Raw genomic sequence first — 17382 nt, forward strand, 5'->3', positions numbered from 1 at the left:
ACAGGAGACAAACATGAGCGAGTCTTCGCCCACTGTGGCCGCGAGCAAGATTGTCGCGAGCGGACAACCCGCGCTTCGCCGCAGCGCGCTCAAATCAATCGCGGGCGGATCGATCGGCAATCTCATCGAGTGGTATGACTTCCACATCTATACGACCTTCTCGATCTACTTCGCCGCGTCGTTCTTCCCGCGCGAAAACCGCACGATCCAATTGCTTTCCGCCGCAGCGATATTCGCGTTCGGCTTCTTCCTGCGCCCGGTGGGCAGTTGGCTCATCGGGCTGTATGCGGACCGCCGCGGACGCCGCGCCGGCCTCACCCTGTCGGTCGTGCTGATGTGCTTCGGCTCGCTTGCCATCGGTCTGTGTCCGACCTATCCGCAGATTGGCTTCGCGGCGCCGCTCGTGTTGTTGTTCGCGCGGCTTGTGCAGGGCTTCTCGCTCGGCGGCGAGTATGGCGCGAGTTCGGTTTATCTCAGCGAGATCGCCCGGCCCGGGCGACGCGGCTTCTACAGCAGCTTTCATTACGTCACGCTGATCCTCGGCCAATTGCTCGCCACGCTGGTGCAGGTCGTGCTGCAAGGCAGCGTGTTCACGCGCGCCGAACTGGTCGCGTGGGGCTGGCGCGTGCCGTTTCTCGCCGGCGCGGCGCTCGCGCTGGTGGCGTGGTGGGTGCGTCGCAACATCGACGAAACGCCGGATTTCCGTGCGTTGGAAGACAAGGAAAAACGCGGCGGTGGTCTGACTGCATTGCGCGAGCAGTGGCGGCCTTCGCTGCTCGTGTTCGGCCTGACCACCGGCGGCACGCTCGCGTTCTTCACCTACACCGTCTACATGCACAACTATCTCGTCAACACCGTGGGCCTAAGCGCGCAGCAAAGCGCGTGGCTGTCGCTCTCCACGCTGACGCTGTTCATGATCGTGCAGCCGTTATTCGGCGCACTGTCGGACCGCATCGGACGGCGCCCGCTGTTGCTGTGGTTCGGCATCGGCGGAACCTTCGGCACCTACCCGCTGTTGAGCGCGCTTGCCCATACGCATGACGCGACCACCGCGTTTCTCCTGCTCGCGCTGGCGCTTCTGATCGTCTCGGGCTACACGTCGGTGTGCTCGGTGATGAAGGCCGAACTGTTCCCTGCGAAGCTGCGCGCGCTTGGCGTGGGCGTGCCGTACGCAATCGCGACCGCGATCTTCGGCGGCACCGCCGGTTACGCCGGACTGTGGTTCAAGAGCATCGGCCACGAAAACGGCTTTTATCTCTATGCGTCGGCGTGCATCGGCTGCACGCTCATCGCGACGCTGAGCCTGCGGCGCAGCGACGTGAAGATGCCGTCCTGAATCCGCTTGAATCCCTCTTCACCAGCAGGAGCCTTGATGACCAAACTACCCGAGTTCCGCATTCTCTCCGCGCGCGAGCAATGCTCTGAGGCCGAGTGGCAAATGCGCGTCGATCTCGCCGCATGCTACCGGCTGATCGCGCTATATGGCATGTCCGACATGGCCGCCAATCACATCTCGGCGCGCGTGCCCGGCGAGGACAACGCGTTCCTCATCAATGCCTACGGGATGATGTACGAGGAAATCACCGCGTCGAGCCTCATCAAAATCGACAACGAGGGCAACATCCTCAGCAAGCCTACCTTCATTGGCAACGACTACGGGATCAATCGCGCGGGCTACGTGATTCACGGCGCGATCCACGAAGCGAAGCACGATCTCGTCTGCGTGATCCACACGCATAGCTGGCCGGGCATGGCGGTGTCATCGCTGAAATGCGGGCTGTTGCCGCTCACGCAGACCGCGATGCGCTTCTACAAGATCGGTTATCACGATTACCGCGGCGTCGTGCTGGACCTGTCGGAGCGCGAATCACTGGTGCGCGATCTCGGCGACAACAACGCGCTGATCCTGCGCAATCACGGCCTGCTGACAGTTGGCTTCACGATTCCTGAAGCGTTCAACGCAATGCATCGGCTGGAGCTATCGTGTCGCACGCAGCTCGCGGCGATGGCCTGCAACACGGAACTGAACGAAGTGCCGCCGCAGGTGCTCGAGCGAACCTACATGAACTATCAGCCGCAGACGCGCCGTCCCTACGGCGTGATGGAATGGCCCGCGCTGCTGCGCAAGCTCGATCGCATCGATCCGTCGTATCGTGACTGAGCGGTTCGTACGCGCATCAAAACGCGCCGTGGTTTCTCCCCACGGCGTACCTGCTTCATAACGAGGACGGGCTCTGCCACAAAGATCGCGACGTGGACGACACACCGATCTAAATGTTTCGTACCGCGTGTCCGGGCGGCCCGCTCAGGCCTGCACGTAAGCCGTCTTGACCGCAGTGAAGAATTCGACGGCATAACGTCCCTGTTCTCTGGGGCCATAGCTCGACGCTTTGCGTCCCCCGAACGGAACGTGCGGATCGACACCTGCGGTCGGCGCATTCACCATCACCATCCCTGCCTGCGCAGCGCGCCTGAAGCGGCGCGCGTTTGCAAGCGAAGTCGTGACGATTCCCGCCGACAGCCCGAATCGCGTGTCGTTGGCGACCGCGATCGCCTCGTCCAAACCGGACACTCGAATGACGCTCGCGACCGGTCCGAAAATCTCCTCGCGATTGACGCGCATCCGGTTATGCGTCTCGGTCAACAGCGTGGGCTGCAGGAAATGGCCACGCTGGCCGCCGATCCTCTCCACCGCTTCGCCGCCAAACGCGACGGTCGCCCCTTCGCTCTTCCCAATGGCGATGTAATCGAGATCCTGCTGCAGTTGGGTAGCATCGACCACGGGCCCCATCAGCGTAGCGGGATCACGCGCATCGCCGATTGTCAGAGCGGACAGGCGGCGCACCAACGCTTCGACGAACCGGTCATGGATACGCTCGGCCACGATGAGGCGCGACGACGCCGTGCAGCGCTGGCCGGTCGAGTAGAACGAGCCGTTGATCGCACATTCGACGGCAACCTCGAGATCGGCATCCTCCAACACGACCAGCGGATTCTTCCCGCCCATCTCCAGCTGGAACCTGGCCATCGTGCCTGCACGTATGACGCACGAGGCCGCCACACTGCGTCCCGTCGCTTCGGAGCCCGTGAAGGATACCGCCGCGATGCGGGCGTCACTCGTCAGCGCGTCGCCGATGTCGCGCCCTTTCGCCATCACCAGATTGAACGTGCCGTGTGGCAGGCCTGCGCGGCTGATGATTTCAGCCAGCGCCCACGCGCTGCCGGAGACGACATCGGCCGGCTTGAACACGACGGCGTTGCCGTACGCGAGTGCCGGCGCGATCTTCCACGCAGGAATAGCGATCGGAAAGTTCCACGGTGTGATCAAAGCGACCACACCGACCGGTTCCCGGGTGATCTCGACGTCGATGCCGGGGCGTGTCGAGGCGACCAGTTCCCCGCGCGAGCGCAGCGCTTCCCCGGCGAAGAATTTGAAAATCTGCCCCGCACGCACCACTTCCCCGACCGCTTCGCGCAGGATCTTGCCTTCCTCGCGTGCCAGCAGATCGCCTAGCTCGGCCTGCCGCGCAAGAATTTCGCTACCGATCGCATCCAGCACGTCGAACCGCCGCTGCGGCGTAGTTAAGGCCCATTTCGGCTGCGCCTCCGCGGCGGCGGCAATCGCCATGTCGACCTGCATCGCATTGGCGCGCGTGTATAGGCCGACCGTATCGTGCAGGTTGGACGGATTGATGTTCTCGGCAATAGCGTCGCCGGCCATCCACTCGCCCGCGATGAAATTCTGGTGAATCGTATGGTTGGTCGGCATGCTTATGCGTTCTCAGGATAAAGGCCGCGCACTCGCGCGAATACGCGTGTGAGACCGAGCAATGCATCGATGTTCGGTGTGGGGATGTCGAGCCGCGCACCGAGTTCATGCACGGCCGCGACGATCGAGTCGAGTTCGATCGGTCGCCCGTCCTCGACGTCCTGCAGCATGGACGTCTTGAACGCACCGAGCCTCGCGGTCATCTCGTGGCGGTCTTCGGGGCCTTGATCGATTGCGCAGCCGATGGCGCCGCCGATGCGCGACGCTTCGGTCATCGCCCGCGAGCAGAACGCCCGCAAGAGCGGATCGCCGAGGACCTTGTCGGCCGTTGCGCCGGTGATCGCCGAGACCGGGTTCAAGGTCAGATTGCCCCAGAGCTTGTACCAGATGTCCTGGCGGATATCGTCCGACCGCTTCACATCGAAGCCCGCTCCCGCCAGCAGATCGGCGAGCGCCTGCACGCGTGCGCTCGGTCCGCCATGCGGCTCGCCGACGACCAGGCCGCGCCCCATCCGGTGCTGAACGACACCGGGTTCGACCGTGGCCGCGCTTGCATGCACGACTGCGCCGACGACGCGCTGCGTCGCGATCTCCCGCGCGACGATGCCGTCAGGATCGACCGACTCGAGCCGAGCACCCTTCAGTGCGGCAACGCCGTCCGCGAACCACCACGGCACGCCGTTCATGGCGGGCACGACCACGGTATGCACGTCGAGCAGCGGCGCGATACCTTGAGCAACAGCGGCCAGTGCCGGCCCCTTGACCGCGACGATGACGACGTCCTGCGGCCCGAGCGCGTCGGCGTCGTCGCTGACCGTGACCGGCGCCTGGATATCGCCGGTGTCGGAACGAAGTCTCCAGCCGTGTTCGCGCAGCGCATCCAGCGTCTTGCCGCGCGCGAGTGCCGAGACCGTACATTGTTCGGCTGCCGCGAGCCTCGCGCCGATGAAACCGCCGATCGCCCCGGCTCCGACGACACACACACGTTTCATGATGTCCGCTCTTTGCTGTCGCTCAGATTGCGTTTCAGGTGCTCCGGAACGCGTTCGTCGAAGCCCAGCGCCACGCGACGCACTTCGGGCGAGTCGGTCGGCGCATGGCCGACACCGAGTGCCGACGCGCGCGGCGCATCAATCGCTACGACCGTGCCGCGCACCTTGCCGAGGCCCGTTATCTCGCACTCGACCACCTGTCCCGGATCGATGCTGCGCGAGTGACAAGGCGTTCCCATGAGGATCACGTCGCCCTGCAACAGCGTGATGTGCCGCGCGAGATCGGCAATCACGTAGTGCGGGCCCCAGATCGTCTCGTCGCCGATATGCGCTTCCTGCACAACGCGGCCATTCACATAGGTCCGCAAGGTCTGCTCGAAGATATTCACGCCGCGCACGATGCCCGGCCCGATGGGAAGCAGCGTATCCGCGCCCTTGACGCGCAGCATGCTGCCCTGATCGGTGTCGCGAAAGTCCTGCAGGCCCATGTCGAGCGCAGGACAGAAGCCTTCGATGTAATCCCATGCTTCGTCCGGCGTCACGTTGCGGCACGTGCGGCCGATCACGACCGCGTACTCGCCTTCGTAGTTCAGGTACTTGCAGTCCGCGGGCTTCAGGATGTCGCCATTGTGGCCATTAAGCGATGTGCCGGGCTTGGTGAAGTACGTCGGCGTCTCGGTCGGCCGCGCTTTGTTGCGTGTCTCAAAGCTGCGCGAGCTATAACTGATGTGAACCGCGACGATCTTCGCCGGGTCGACCGGCGGCAGATAAGCGCGCGCATCCACGTCGTCCAGCACGCGGCCGTCGTCCAGTTTCAGGTAGCCACGTTGCGGCCCATCTTCGACGACCGTGCCCCAAAAAGCGCTGCCGCCGACGAGCACTCTTCGACGTTCGACGCGCGGTCCGCTGAGCACGGCAGGTAAGGTGTCGAACGGAAATTCGAACTGCATGTCGTTGCTTCCTTATCGCCGATCAGGGTTGGAACCACACGTGGATGTTTCCCGTGCCGCGCGCGTTCTCGTAAGCGGACAGTGCTTCGCCTTTCCACCGGCATTCGCGGCCGCCCATCGCACCCAGCATCTGGAGATAGTGCGCGCCGTAGGCTTCCCACGGCTTGAGGCGATACTCGTCCTGCCATCGGTCGAGAATCTGATCGTGACGCCCGCTAGCCATGAATTCGAGCGCACCCTTGTCGCTTTCGATGTTTTCACGCGACGACACGTTGCTCTCGTGAAATAGCCGCGGATGATTCGGCTGCCAGTCGATGCCGTTGAACTTGTGGCTCAGAGCACCTGACGCCAGCAGCACCACGTCGAGATCGCTACGGCGAATCGCTTCGCCAATCGCTTCGCCGGATTTCAGAAAATGCGGCCACTCGCAGTTTTGACACGAACTCACCGATACCACCGGCGTGTCGTTGTGTTCGAGATTCAGGTGCTTGACCAGGTTGACGGTCGCGTATTGGCGCTCGAGCAGCGGATGATTGATTACCCGGTTATAGCCGCCCTGCTCCCGCGAGACCGCTTCGATGGCTTGCGCGAGTTGCGGGTGGCCCCGATAGTCGAAATGCACGCCATTGAGATACCACGGCATCTCGTCGGACACATAGATGCCCTTGTAGCGCGCGGCGCCGTCCACGAGGTGGTAGCCCGTCGTGAACCAGTGGCTGTCCAAAACGATGATGGCATGCGGTTTGACCGCCTCGATCTTTTTGCGCAGACGCGCGTAACCTGCGATGAGGTCGGAATCTTCACCTGCGCCCATCGCGCGGCGAAACTCTTCACACTGCATCAGACCGGGATGATGCGAAACGATAGCGGCCCCGACGATACGCCCCATGTTGTCTCCTTAACGGTGGCTGAAGCTCGCGCGAAACGGCTTCCTGGGTATGACGACATCCTTGACGTCGCAAAAGAATTCAAAGCTCCAGTCCCCGCCTTCGCGGCCGATGCCGCTCCGTTTGATGCCCCCGAAAGGCGCTTCGAGATCTCGCACGCCGAAGCTATTGATCCAGATGAAACCGGTGCGCACGCGGTCCGCGACGGCGATCGCATGATCGGTCTCGCCGTAACACACGCCGCCGAGCCCATAGTCCGTGCCGTTCGCGAGCGCGACCACGCTGTCGTCGTCACTGAAGGTCTGAAGCGTCAGCACAGGACCGAACACCTCGTTCTGCACAATCTCGTCGTGCTGGCCGACGTTGGTCAGCATCGTGGGCTGGAAGTACTGCGCGCCGAACGCATGGCGGTCGCCGCCCCACAAGACGCGCGCGCCTGTCTCGACGGCACGCTGCACGAAGCCTTCGACCCGTTCCAGTTGTCGCGGATGGATGATGGGACCGATCTCGGTCGCCTCCTCGCGCGGATCGCCGATGACGAGGCGTTCGACATGGGCACGCATCTTCTCGACGAATGCATCCGCGACGCGTTCATGCACGAGAAAGCGCGTCCCGGCGAGGCAGACCTGCCCGGCGTTGCGATACATCAGCGCGCCCGTGGCCGCCGCGCCGTCGAGGTCGGCATCTTCGAGCACGATAAAGGGACTCTTGCCGCCGAGCTCAAGACTGCACGGCACGAGATTGGCTCCTGCCGCTTGCGCGATCCGCCGGGCGGTCGGCACGCTCCCGGTGAACGACACGCGTGCGATGCGCGGATCACCGACGAGCTTCGCGCCCGCGCGGCTTCCCGTGCCCTGCACGATGTTGAGCACGCCCGGTGGAAGGCCTGCGGCCTGCGCGGCGTCGGCCAGCAGCGAACAGGTGAGCGGCGCCCATTCAGGCGGTTTGAGAATGCAGGTGTTCCCTGCCGCGAGCGCGGGACCGAGCTTCCACGTGGACAGCAGCAGCGGCGAATTCCACGGCGTGATGATGACCACGACGCCCGCCGGATCGTGGCGAACGCGATGATGCGCCTGCTCCGTATCGATGGGCCGATTTTGCAGATCAAGCGCATGGTTGGCGAACCAGCGGATGTTGAGCATGGCGCGCGGCACGACGCCATGGCGCATGCGCGAAAGCAGAAGACCCGCGTCGGTGCTTTCCACGCGGCAGAAGTCGTCCGCGCGCTTGCCGATCTCGTCGGCGAACCGGTCGAGATAAACCTTGCGCTCGGCTGCGCTCAGCAACGACCATGCGGGAAACGCGGCGCGCGCGCTCTCGATGGCCGCTTCGACATGATCTTCGAGTCCTTCGCTAACGACGCCCAGCACGCGCTGATCGATGGGACTGCGCAATTCGAACGTTTCCGGCGACCCGACGCGCCGACCATCGATATAGTGATCGGGCGAAATCAATACCCCCGCTACTTCGATCTGTGAAGTGCTCATGTTCAATCCTTCGGTGAATTCAATATCCCGCGTGCTCCGACGCAGGCTCGTCGTCGGGTTTGAAGCGCGCAATCAGGGCGCGGGCGGCTTTTGCGAGCATCGTTGCGTCCACGCCAACCGCGACGAAGCGCGCGCCCATCGACACGTATGAGTCGGCGAGCGACTCTTCGGTCGCCAGGATGCCCGATGCCTTCTGTGCAGCGGCGATGCGCTCGAACGCATACGCGATCGCTTTCCGGACGTCAGGATGACCCGCGTTGCCGAGATGTCCGAGCGAAGCCGCGAGATCCGCGGGTCCGATGAACACGCCGTCGACGCCGTCCACCTGAGCGATCTCGTCGATGTTCGCGAGGCCGCGTTCGGTTTCCACCTGCACCAGCAGGCACATCTGTTCGTTTGCCGTGTGAAGGTAATCGCGTTCGCGGCCCCAGCGCGACGAACGTGCGAGTCCGCTACCCACGCCTCGTATGCCGGCGGGCGGATATCGCATTGCACGCACCAGCTCGCGAGCCTGTTCGGCGGTTTCGACCATCGGCACGAGCAAGGTCGTCGCGCCGATTTCGAGCACCTGCTTGATCAGCGACGTATCGCCCTCCGGGATGCGCACGACCGGATGCGACGGATAAGCTGCGATTGCCTGCAGGCTGCCGAGCATGGTGCGCAGATCATTAGGGCCGTGCTCTCCGTCGATGAGCAGCCAGTCGAAGCCCGCTGTCGCGCAGAGCTCGGCCGCATAGGGGTCGGCGAGGCCGAGCCACAAGCCGAACTGAACGCGCTTGCCGCGCAGCGCTGCCTTAAACGTGTTGGCGGTTCGATTCATCACACGAACCTGACCGAGATGGATCCCAGCGGGCCATAGTCCGCGTGGAAGGTGTCGCCGGCTGCGCAGGCCACCGGCCGCGTGAACGAACCGCCGAGCACGATCTCGCCCGCCGACAGCATTTCGCCGTGGGGTGCGAGCTTGTTGGCGAGCCAGGCGACGCCGTTGCCCGGATGCCCGAGCACGGCCGCGCCGAGACCGCTTTCTTCGATCACGCCGTTCTTGAAGAGCAATGCGCCTGCCCAGCGCCAGTCGACGTCGTTCGGCTTGCACGGCCTGCCGCCTATGACGATGCCCGCGTTCGCCGCGTTGTCGGCGATGGTGTCGCGTACCTGACGCGGAGCACGCGTATCGCGATCGAGCTGCTCGATGCGTGCGTCGATGAGTTCGAGCGCGGGCACCACGTAGTCGGTCGCGTTCAGCACGTCGAACAGCGAGACGTTCGGCCCTTTCAGGTCGCGGCCCAACACGAACGCGAATTCCACCTCGAAACGAGGCACGATGAAGCGACCGATATCGACCTCGCTGCCGTCACGCAGCAGCATGTGATCGAGCAACGTACCGTAGTCGGGTTCGGTGATCTGCGAGGCGAGTTGCATCGCGCGCGACGTGAGGCCGATCTTGTGCCCGATCACCGTGCGCCCCTGCGCCTTCTGCAGCGCAATCCACTCACGTTGAATTCCGTAACTGTCGTCGATAGACATGTCCGGATAGCGCCGGGTGAAATGGCGCAACTGCTTGCGGGTACGTTGCGCCTCGTCGAGTTCGCGAGCCAGCTCGCGATGGATGTCTGAGTCCAGCAATGTCGTCTCCTGGCCGCACCAGATGATGCTGGCGTCGTCGTTTTCTTGAGACTGAAGTGTGGGTCGCGAGCCGCCCGCAGACAAACAATGAATCCTCGACTTTCATCAAGCCGCGCTTGATAATGCGGCCATGTCGCTGACCAAATTCACCTTCCGCCAGATCGAGACCTTCGTCTGCGTCGCCGAGCTTCATAGCTTCGCGGGCGCCGCGCAGCGTCTGGGCATGACGCCGCAGGCAGTCAGCCAGCTCATCGCAGAACTCGAAAATATCCTGTCGTTTCGTCTGTTCGACCGTACGACGCGGCAGGTCAATCTGTCCACAGCCGGCAGAGACTTTCTGGCATCGGCGGAAACCATCCTGCGACATGTGAGGGAAGCGGAAAGCGCGGCGGACGACGTGCGCAATCGCGCCGCGGGCGTGGTGCGGATCGGCGCGCCGCTGGTGCTGGCCAGCACGGCGTTGCCTGCGGCCATCCGCGAGTATCGGGACAAGCGTCCGAAAGTCGTCGTGAGAGTGCGGGACTTGCCGGTCGACGCGCTGGTATCGGCCGTGTCGGTCGGCGACGTGGATCTCGCGATCGGGCCGGATCGCATCATCGATACCAGCGTCGTGCGCGAGGCGCTGTTCGACAGTTTATGGGTGCTGTGGTGTGCGAAAGATCACGCGCTGGCGCGCCGGAAGGTGCTGCGCTGGCGCGACCTGATGACGACGCCGCTCGTCGCCGCCGGGCGTGATCACGAGCACAGCGTTAGTCAGATGCGGCTCAGCACGCCGGAAGGCGAACGCGTAACGCCCATCGACGTGGTCGACAATATTTCGACCGCGCTTGGCATCGCCGCGCAAGGGCTGGCCGCGACGCTTGCACCGGCCTATGTCGGCGTGCTCGCGTCGGCTTTCGATATCGTGATGAAGCGCGTGGTGGATCCGGAAGTGCAGAGAAAGGTCTGTCTCTACCGCTCTTCCGTGCGTGCGGCTTCGCCGGCGGTAGAAGGGTTTGCGACGTTTCTCGGGCCGTGGATGGAAGCGTGGTCGAGACAGTTCGGCCACGCCCCGCGCACCAGATAAAACGATATCGCGCCCGGATCTCGCCCGGCGGGTTCAGCGAACGATGTCGAGCAAGGCCTGAACCGGATGCCGCAGTTGACGTCCCGCAAGACGTTTGACCTGACAGCGACAGGAATAGCCGGTCGCAAGCAGTTCGGCTTCGGTTACCAACGGCGCGGGCGCGCCGCTCACGTGCCGCGACCAGGACTGGTGGAAGATCGCCGCCGACATCTCGCGGTTGCGCGCCTCGTGTCCGTAGGTGCCCGACATGCCGCAACAACCGCTGGCCGGCATCGTCAGTATTGCTCCCGCTGCCTCGAACACCTCCGTCCACGACGCGGTCGCCTTCGGTGCGTTGGTGCGCTCCGTGCAGTGCGGCAGTAGACGGAACGCGTGCACGGCATGGCCCGACGATGCGCGCCGGCTCATCGCGTCGCGTAACCATTCCTGCGGAAGCAATACCTCCGGCATGGACTTCAAGCCATCGACCTTTCTGTATTCCTGCCGATAGACGAGTGTCATCGCGGGATCGATGCCGACGAGGGGAATACCTGTTGCTGCCAGGGCGCAAAGCCGTTCGGCGTTGCGCCGTGCGGCCCGTCCGAATGCTGCGAGAAAACCCTGGACGTGCAGCGGCTTGCCGTTGGGGCTATACGGTGCGATCAGCACGCGATAGCCGAGGCGCGCCGCCAGCTCGAGGAAGGCCGCGGCGACCGGCGTTTCGAAGTAACGGGTGAAGGCATCCTGCACCACGATGACGCTGTTGTCGCGCTCTGCCTGCGTCAGCGCCGCGATCCGCTCCGGGGTGGCCTCCTCGGCGCCCGCCCTGCGCACCGCCTGCTTCCACGATGCGAGGCTGAGCCGAGGGCAGTCCACGAGCCCGATCTTGTCTTCCAGCATTGCCCGCACCGGCCGGGTGTTCAAGATCCAGTTATAGGCGCGCCGTGCGCCCGGAACGGCGACCAGCCCAGGTACGGTGAATTCGAGCGACCCGATGAGATGATCGCGCAGCGGCCGAAGATAGCGTGTGTGATACATCGCGAGAAAGCGCGAACGAAATTCCGGCACGCTGACCTTGACCGGACACTGCCCCGTGCACGACTTGCACGACAGACACCCCGCCATTGCTTCGTAGACCTGATGTGAAAAATCGTCGTCGCCGCGCCGTTTCTGCAGCGTGTTGACAAGGCGTACCGGCAACGCCGCATTCGTGGCTGCGGCGCCGAGATCCACGTTCGCGTCCCCTTGCAGCCGCAGCCATTCGCGCATCAGCGACGCGCGACCCTTGGGCGAATGCACGCGCTGCCGCGTCGCCTTCCACGACGGACACATGGCATCGTCCGGGTCGAAGTTGTAGCAGGCACCATTGCCGTTGCAGTGCACGGCATCGGCGTTGGCCTGCCACACGCGTTCGTCGATACGACGGTCAACCTCGCCCCGCAGGGGTGTACGGTCGATCTTCAGGAGCGTTGCTGCCGTATTGGCGGGCGTTGCGATCTTTCCCGGGTTCATCTGGTTGTGCGGATCGAATGCGGCCTTGATCTGCTGCAAAGCCGGATAGAGCGGTCCGAAGTATTCGGGTACGTATTCGGAACGGATGCCCTTCCCATGCTCGCCCCACAGCAACCCGCCGTACTTGATCGTGAGCGCCGTCACGCCATCCGAGATGGGCCGGATCAGGGCAGCCTGTTTCGGATCGCGCATGTCGAGCGCGGGCCGGACATGCAGCACGCCCGCGTCGACGTGTCCAAACATGCCGTAGCGCAGCCCGAACCCGTCCAGCAGCGCGCGAAATTCGGCGATGTAATCGGCCAGATGTTCGGGAGGTACGGCCGTGTCTTCGACAAACGGTTGGGGGCGACTCTCGCCCTGCACATTCCCAAGCAGCCCGACCGCGCGCTTACGCATGGCATAGACGCGGTGAATATCTTGCTTGCCCTCGGCAACGGTGTAGCCGAGCCTTCGAACGCTCGTATCGGCCGCCAGATGATCAATGAAGGCAGCGACGCGCGCGCGCAGTGTCGCGTCATCGTCCCCGCTGAACTCGATCAGATTGATGCCTTGCGCGCCGCCTTCGACATCGACGTCGTCCGGAAAGAATGCTTCGACGCTGCGCCACACGATATCTTCACGCGCCAGTCGCAGCACCGTGGAGTCGACCGTTTCGATCGAGAGCGGCTCGTGCGTCATCAGCGCGCGCGCGTCACGAAGCGCATCCATGAAGCTGATATAGCGAACGTTGACGAGACACGCGTGCTTCGGAATCGGCAATACGTTCAGCGTCGCTTCGACTACGAAGCCGAGCGTGCCTTCCGAGCCGCAGAGCAGGCTGTTCAGGTCGAAGGCGCCCTGGTCCGTACGCAAATGCGCAAGGTCGTAGCCCGTGAGGCAGCGATTCAGCTTCGGGAAGTGCCGGGCGATGCGCCCGGCTTCGCGATCGTGAATGCCTCGCGCCGTGCGATACACGCGCCCGACCGCATCGTTGCGCGCGCACAGCGCATCGAGCGTTTCATCGTCGACCGGCACGCTCGTCAGCCGCTCCCCGCCGAGCAGCACGGTATCGAGTTCGAGCACGTGATCGCGCGTCTTGCCGTATGTGCAACTGCCCTGTCCGCTCGCGTCCGTGTTGATCATGCCGCCGATGGTGGCGCGATTCGAGGTCGACAGTTCGGGGGCGAAAAAGAGCCCGTGTCGTTCGAGTTCACGATTGAGCTGGTCCTTGACCACTCCCGCCTGCACCCGCGCCGTGCGGGCTTCCGGATCGATCGATATGACGCGGTTCATGTGCTTCGACATGTCCACGACGATGCCTTCGGTCAGCGACTGCCCGTTGGTTCCCGTCCCGCCGCCGCGGGGCGCTACCGCGACGCCGTGAAACCGTTCGTCGCTCAGCAGCTTCGCGATACGCATGACATCTTCCGCGTCGCGCGGAAAGACGACTGCTGCCGGATAGCGACGATAGATCGAGTTGTCCGTAGCCAGCACGGTGCGCGTCGCATGACTGGCGTCGATGTCGCCCGTGAATCCGCACGCTTTCAGATCACGCAGGAAGCGTGTCGTGCCCGGATTTGAGGTCTCCTCGACCTGCACTCGTGCAATCGCCATCTTTGTCATGCCTTTCGATCGTTGCTGCTTCTATCGTTGCGAAAGTTGATGTGTCAAGGTTGCCGTCGCCGAGGCGTCAGCCGCGACGCTCCCTCCCGCTTGCCCCGGTGACGAAGTGAGCGATGCGTCGAATGCGCGAAACCAACGTGACGAGTCGCCAGCGGTTACTGGCGAACTACCGTGGCGAACTACCGCGAATCTGCGCGGTCTTCTTTGGGCCAAATGAGAGACGCAGAGAGGGCTGTAGATAGGGCTCCAACTGTGTTGGAGCCAGGCACTTCAGGTCGAGGTCAAAACACCGGGCCTGTTTCCTTCACTGGTGCCCGAATCCATAGCTTTGACTCGCCTGCACACGACAATGACAATTGCCGCCGCGAGCAACAGCCATGCTGCGATCACGGCCATCCCCGGATTGGTGCTCCCCGTGTGATCTTTCATCCAGCCCATCATGGAAGGACTGACGAAGCCGGCCAGATTACCCAGGCAGTTGATCAAGGCAATGCCCGCCGCGGCGGCAGCACCATCGAGCATAGCGGTAGGAATGGCCCAAAAAACGGGCGCGAGACATGACAGTCCCATACACGCGATAGTAAGCGCGGTCAGCGCGAGGACCGTATTACCGGCGTAGAGTCCACAGCCAACCAGACCCAGCGCGCCCAACGCCGCCGGAACGGCGAAGTGGAAACGATGCTCGCGCCGCCTGTCGGCGCTTCGTCCCACCCACAACATCGCTACCACGCCGAAAGCATAAGGAATGGCTGAGAGCAGACTGATCTGCACCGGAGACGCAACGCCGGTTTGTCGAATGATCGTCGGGAGCCAGAAACCGAAACCGTACTGCCCCATCGAACTGCCGAAATAGACCAGTGCCAGCAACCAGACTCGGCCGCTCGTGAGCGCAGCACCGATCGAGTGCTTACTTTTCCCGGCATTGTCTTGTGCCAGCTGCGAGCGCAGCAACGCCTTCTGCGTGGGCGTCAACCATTTCGCCGATTCGATCCCGTCGTCCAGATATAACAGCGCTGCAATACCGACCAGAAGCGACGGAATCGATTCGACGATAAAGAGCCATTGCCATCCAGACAGACCGTGATAGCGATCGAGCGAGCTGAGGATCCAGCCGGACACAAGTCCGCCGAGCACGCCGGCGATCGGAATGGCCGTCATGAAGAGCGCAATGATGTGGCTACGCCGTTTGGCCGGATACCAGTACGTGAGGTAAAGGATGACGCCCGGAAAGAAGCCGGCTTCGGCGGCGCCGATCAAAAACCGAATGACATAGAACGACGTCGGCGAGTGCACCACGCTCATCGCGGCGGTCAGCAACGCCCAGGTCACCATGATGCGCGCGATCCATCGGCGCGCGCCGACGCGCAGCATGATGAGGTTGCTGGGAATTTCGCAAATGAAATACGCGACGAAGAACATGCCGGCGCCGAGGCCGTATATCTGCTCGCTCCAGCCCAGTTCCGAGACCATCTGAAGCTTCGCAAAGCTGATGTTGATGCGATCCAGGAACGCGATGACGAAGCATAGACACAGAAAGGGAAGTATGCGTCGTGTTACACGCGCGTAGGTGACCTCTTCGTCATCTAGCTGCGTAAGCGGTACCGACGGGGGATCGACGGGTGTCATGGCATGTCTCCAGGTTTTTTATGTTCATGCAGTTTGACTTCGGAGCATTGCGGCCACAAACGATCTTTTCTGTGTGGTTGTAAAGCCAAACTTGTTAATCGGCCTGCCTAGGATGCCGAAATTTCGAAACGTTTACGGCTGCCGTCGTTATACGTGCGAGGCTCCCCCGAGCTTCGGCACGCTTAGGCGTCGAAGCCGTAGAGCCGCGCCACACCACGCACAGCAGCCGTGCTCCCTGCGCCGATATAAACCGGGCATGGCCGTCATTCCGCACGGCGCCGCGAAACCCGGCCAGTTTCCGGGCGTGGCCTTGTCGTGCAGTACTCCGCGCGAATGGCAGGCAATGACTGCGGATTCAACCTGCTACGGTCCGATGCCGTCGACCGGCATCGGACCGTAGCAGGTGTTCCAACTCGAAGGCAATGTAGAGCAGTAACGCGGACCAAAAGAGACGTTGAAATTTCCGTGCGTCACAGCCGCCGTATACAGGCGTGACCTTACTTCGTCACACGGCCCGCATTCAGAATCCCCGTGGGGTCCAGCAGCGTCTTGAGTTTCCTCATCAATTCGATTTCTGGCTCTGAGCGGCTGTAATGCAGGAAAGGCGCCTTGATCACGCCGATACCATGTTCGGCGGAAATGCAACCCTGCGCTTCCTTCACGGTCGCATAGACCCGCTCTTCGACTTCCAGCAAGTCTGAAGCGGCCGCATACGGACCCGAAAGCACATGCAGGTTTCCGTCGCCGAGATGACCGAAGAACAGATGCGTCTGCTGCGGGAAGCGGGCGGCGAGGGAGGTTCGCACCGCTTCCACGAAGCGCTCCATCCTCTCCATCGGTATGCCGATGTCGAACGCCGCGTGAGGCTTGAGCTTCGACAGCAATTCGCCAACCGCCTCACGGTATGCCCATAACTGCTTCGCGTGTTCGATGGTTTGCGCAATGATCACGTCCTGAACGATGCCTTCCTCGAGCATCTGTTCGAGCGACCGTTCGAGCGCAAGCCGGTCGTCGTCGGCTTCGCCCAGTGTTTCGACGAGTACATACACGGGATACGCGTCGCCGAACGGCGCCTTCAAATGGGCGATATCCATCGCCGCACTCATGAAGTCCTGCCACATCAGTTCGAACGAAGAAAGACTTGCGAGGCGCGCGCGCAGGGACTTGAGAAGCCGCGCTGCATCGTCGAACGATGCGACCGCGCATAGCGCCGTATTCGCCGCCGAAGGCATGGGTTCCAGCTTGAGCACGAGACGCGTAATGACGCCCAGCGTGCCTTCGGACCCGATAAAGAGCTGCTTGAGATCGACGCCTGTCGTGTTCTTCGTGACACGGTTCATCATCGACAGCACGGTGCCGTCAGGTAGCGCGACTTCGAGTCCGAGAATCAGGTCGCGCATCGTGCCGAACCGGATCACGCGATTGCCGCCCGCATTCGTCGCCGCGTTGCCGCCGATCTGGCACGTGCCGCGCGCACCGAGATCGAGCGGAAAAAACCAGCCTTCCTCTTCGACGAACGTTTGCAACTGTTCGAGCGGCAGGCCGGCCTGCACGGTCAGCGTGCCGCCTATTCTGTCGAACGATTCGATCGCATTGACGCGCGCAAGCGACAGGGCCACCTCACCCGCTTGCGGCGTCGCGCCGCCCGCGAGACCCGTCAAGCCGCCCTGCACGACGACGGCTTGCCGATGCTGTGCCAGCACGCGCAATGCGCGCGCGACATCTTCTGGCGTGCGCGGCAGCAACGTCATCCGCGGCCGCATACGCGGCGCGTCGCTCCAGTCGCCTGCGTGCGCATCGGCAACGGAGGTATCGACCGACACGCAGTCCTCCCCCAGTGTTTCGACCAGCGCGAGGTGAAGCGCGTCCATATCCTGTGCATGCATGTT

The 17382-nt window shown here is 63.1% G+C and carries 13 protein-coding genes; 3 read left to right on the forward strand and 10 right to left on the reverse strand.

Annotated elements, in window-relative coordinates:
• Window positions 1-13 precede the first annotated feature (13 nt).
• Window positions 14-1336 (forward strand): MFS transporter, encoded by a 1323-nt coding sequence (locus U0042_RS01135; RefSeq protein WP_114812370.1) that lies wholly within the window; start codon window positions 14-16, stop codon window positions 1334-1336.
• A gap of 36 nt (window positions 1337-1372) precedes the next feature.
• Window positions 1373-2161 carry a class II aldolase/adducin family protein gene (locus U0042_RS01140; protein WP_114812372.1) on the forward strand — a complete coding sequence of 263 codons (789 nt, stop codon included), beginning with the start codon at window positions 1373-1375 and terminating at the stop codon, window positions 2159-2161.
• 144 nt (window positions 2162-2305) lie between these two features.
• Here U0042_RS01140 and U0042_RS01145 read toward each other — a convergent pair whose 3' ends face one another.
• The 7 genes from U0042_RS01145 to hpaH are packed head-to-tail and all read right to left on the reverse strand — an operon-like array spanning window position 2306 to window position 9708.
• On the reverse strand, window positions 2306-3751 hold the full coding sequence (locus U0042_RS01145; protein ID WP_114812474.1) for an aldehyde dehydrogenase family protein: 1446 nt from the start codon (window positions 3749-3751) through the stop codon (window positions 2306-2308).
• Window positions 3752-3771: 20 nt separating this feature from the next.
• Window positions 3772-4761 (reverse strand): 2-dehydropantoate 2-reductase, encoded by a 990-nt coding sequence (locus U0042_RS01150; RefSeq protein WP_114812374.1) that lies wholly within the window; start codon window positions 4759-4761, stop codon window positions 3772-3774.
• On the reverse strand, window positions 4758-5711 hold the full coding sequence (locus tag U0042_RS01155; protein ID WP_114812376.1) for a fumarylacetoacetate hydrolase family protein: 954 nt from the start codon (window positions 5709-5711) through the stop codon (window positions 4758-4760). The genes U0042_RS01150 and U0042_RS01155 overlap by 4 nt, the downstream gene beginning before the upstream one ends.
• Window positions 5712-5733: 22 nt before the next feature.
• Complete coding sequence (locus U0042_RS01160; RefSeq protein ID WP_114812378.1) at window positions 5734-6600, reverse strand: extradiol ring-cleavage dioxygenase; 867 nt, start codon at window positions 6598-6600, stop codon at window positions 5734-5736.
• A 9-nt stretch (window positions 6601-6609) separates the two neighbouring features.
• Window positions 6610-8085: an aldehyde dehydrogenase family protein gene (locus tag U0042_RS01165; protein WP_114812380.1), complete on the reverse strand. Its 1476-nt coding sequence runs from the start codon at window positions 8083-8085 to the stop codon at window positions 6610-6612.
• 19 nt (window positions 8086-8104) lie between these two features.
• Window positions 8105-8905, reverse strand: coding sequence for a 4-hydroxy-2-oxoheptanedioate aldolase (gene hpaI / locus U0042_RS01170; RefSeq protein ID WP_114812382.1), 801 nt, complete (start codon window positions 8903-8905; stop codon window positions 8105-8107).
• The gene (hpaH, locus tag U0042_RS01175; RefSeq protein WP_114812384.1) at window positions 8905-9708 is read right to left on the reverse strand and encodes a 2-oxo-hept-4-ene-1,7-dioate hydratase; all 804 of its coding nucleotides are present in this window, start codon (window positions 9706-9708) and stop codon (window positions 8905-8907) included. The genes hpaI and hpaH overlap by 1 nt, the downstream gene beginning before the upstream one ends.
• Before the next feature lie 130 nt (window positions 9709-9838).
• Here hpaH and U0042_RS01180 point away from each other — a divergent pair, with 130 nt between their 5' ends.
• Entirely contained in the window at window positions 9839-10774 is a 936-nt protein-coding gene (locus U0042_RS01180) for a LysR family transcriptional regulator (protein ID WP_114812386.1), read from the forward strand.
• A gap of 33 nt (window positions 10775-10807) precedes the next feature.
• Here U0042_RS01180 and U0042_RS01185 read toward each other — a convergent pair whose 3' ends face one another.
• The 3 genes from U0042_RS01185 to U0042_RS01195 all read right to left on the reverse strand — a co-directional run bounded on the left by U0042_RS01185 (window position 10808) and on the right by U0042_RS01195 (window position 17379).
• Window positions 10808-13858, reverse strand: coding sequence for an FAD-binding and (Fe-S)-binding domain-containing protein (locus U0042_RS01185; RefSeq protein ID WP_114812388.1), 3051 nt, complete (start codon window positions 13856-13858; stop codon window positions 10808-10810).
• 279 nt (window positions 13859-14137) lie between these two features.
• Window positions 14138-15493 carry an MFS transporter gene (locus tag U0042_RS01190; protein ID WP_114812390.1) on the reverse strand — a complete coding sequence of 452 codons (1356 nt, stop codon included), beginning with the start codon at window positions 15491-15493 and terminating at the stop codon, window positions 14138-14140.
• A gap of 497 nt (window positions 15494-15990) precedes the next feature.
• Window positions 15991-17379 (reverse strand): FAD-binding oxidoreductase, encoded by a 1389-nt coding sequence (locus U0042_RS01195; protein WP_114812392.1) that lies wholly within the window; start codon window positions 17377-17379, stop codon window positions 15991-15993.
• Window positions 17380-17382: the final 3 nt, after the last annotated feature.

The sequence above is a fragment of the Paraburkholderia kururiensis genome, from assembly GCF_034424375.1.
GTDB lineage: Bacteria > Pseudomonadota > Gammaproteobacteria > Burkholderiales > Burkholderiaceae > Paraburkholderia > Paraburkholderia kururiensis_A.

Coding starts and splice junctions, on each gene's coding strand:
- U0042_RS01165 (WP_114812380.1), bottom strand. CDS start 8,085: ATGAGCACTTCACAGATCGAAGTAGCGGGGGTATTGATTTCGCCCGAT.
- U0042_RS01195 (WP_114812392.1), bottom strand. CDS start 17,379: ATGCATGCACAGGATATGGACGCGCTTCACCTCGCGCTGGTCGAAACA.
- U0042_RS01160 (WP_114812378.1), bottom strand. CDS start 6,600: ATGGGGCGTATCGTCGGGGCCGCTATCGTTTCGCATCATCCCGGTCTG.
- U0042_RS01180 (WP_114812386.1), top strand. CDS start 9,839: ATGTCGCTGACCAAATTCACCTTCCGCCAGATCGAGACCTTCGTCTGC.
- U0042_RS01150 (WP_114812374.1), bottom strand. CDS start 4,761: ATGAAACGTGTGTGTGTCGTCGGAGCCGGGGCGATCGGCGGTTTCATC.
- U0042_RS01155 (WP_114812376.1), bottom strand. CDS start 5,711: ATGCAGTTCGAATTTCCGTTCGACACCTTACCTGCCGTGCTCAGCGGA.
- U0042_RS01135 (WP_114812370.1), top strand. CDS start 14: ATGAGCGAGTCTTCGCCCACTGTGGCCGCGAGCAAGATTGTCGCGAGC.
- U0042_RS01185 (WP_114812388.1), bottom strand. CDS start 13,858: ATGGCGATTGCACGAGTGCAGGTCGAGGAGACCTCAAATCCGGGCACG.
- U0042_RS01190 (WP_114812390.1), bottom strand. CDS start 15,493: ATGACACCCGTCGATCCCCCGTCGGTACCGCTTACGCAGCTAGATGAC.
- U0042_RS01140 (WP_114812372.1), top strand. CDS start 1,373: ATGACCAAACTACCCGAGTTCCGCATTCTCTCCGCGCGCGAGCAATGC.
- hpaI (WP_114812382.1), bottom strand. CDS start 8,905: ATGAATCGAACCGCCAACACGTTTAAGGCAGCGCTGCGCGGCAAGCGC.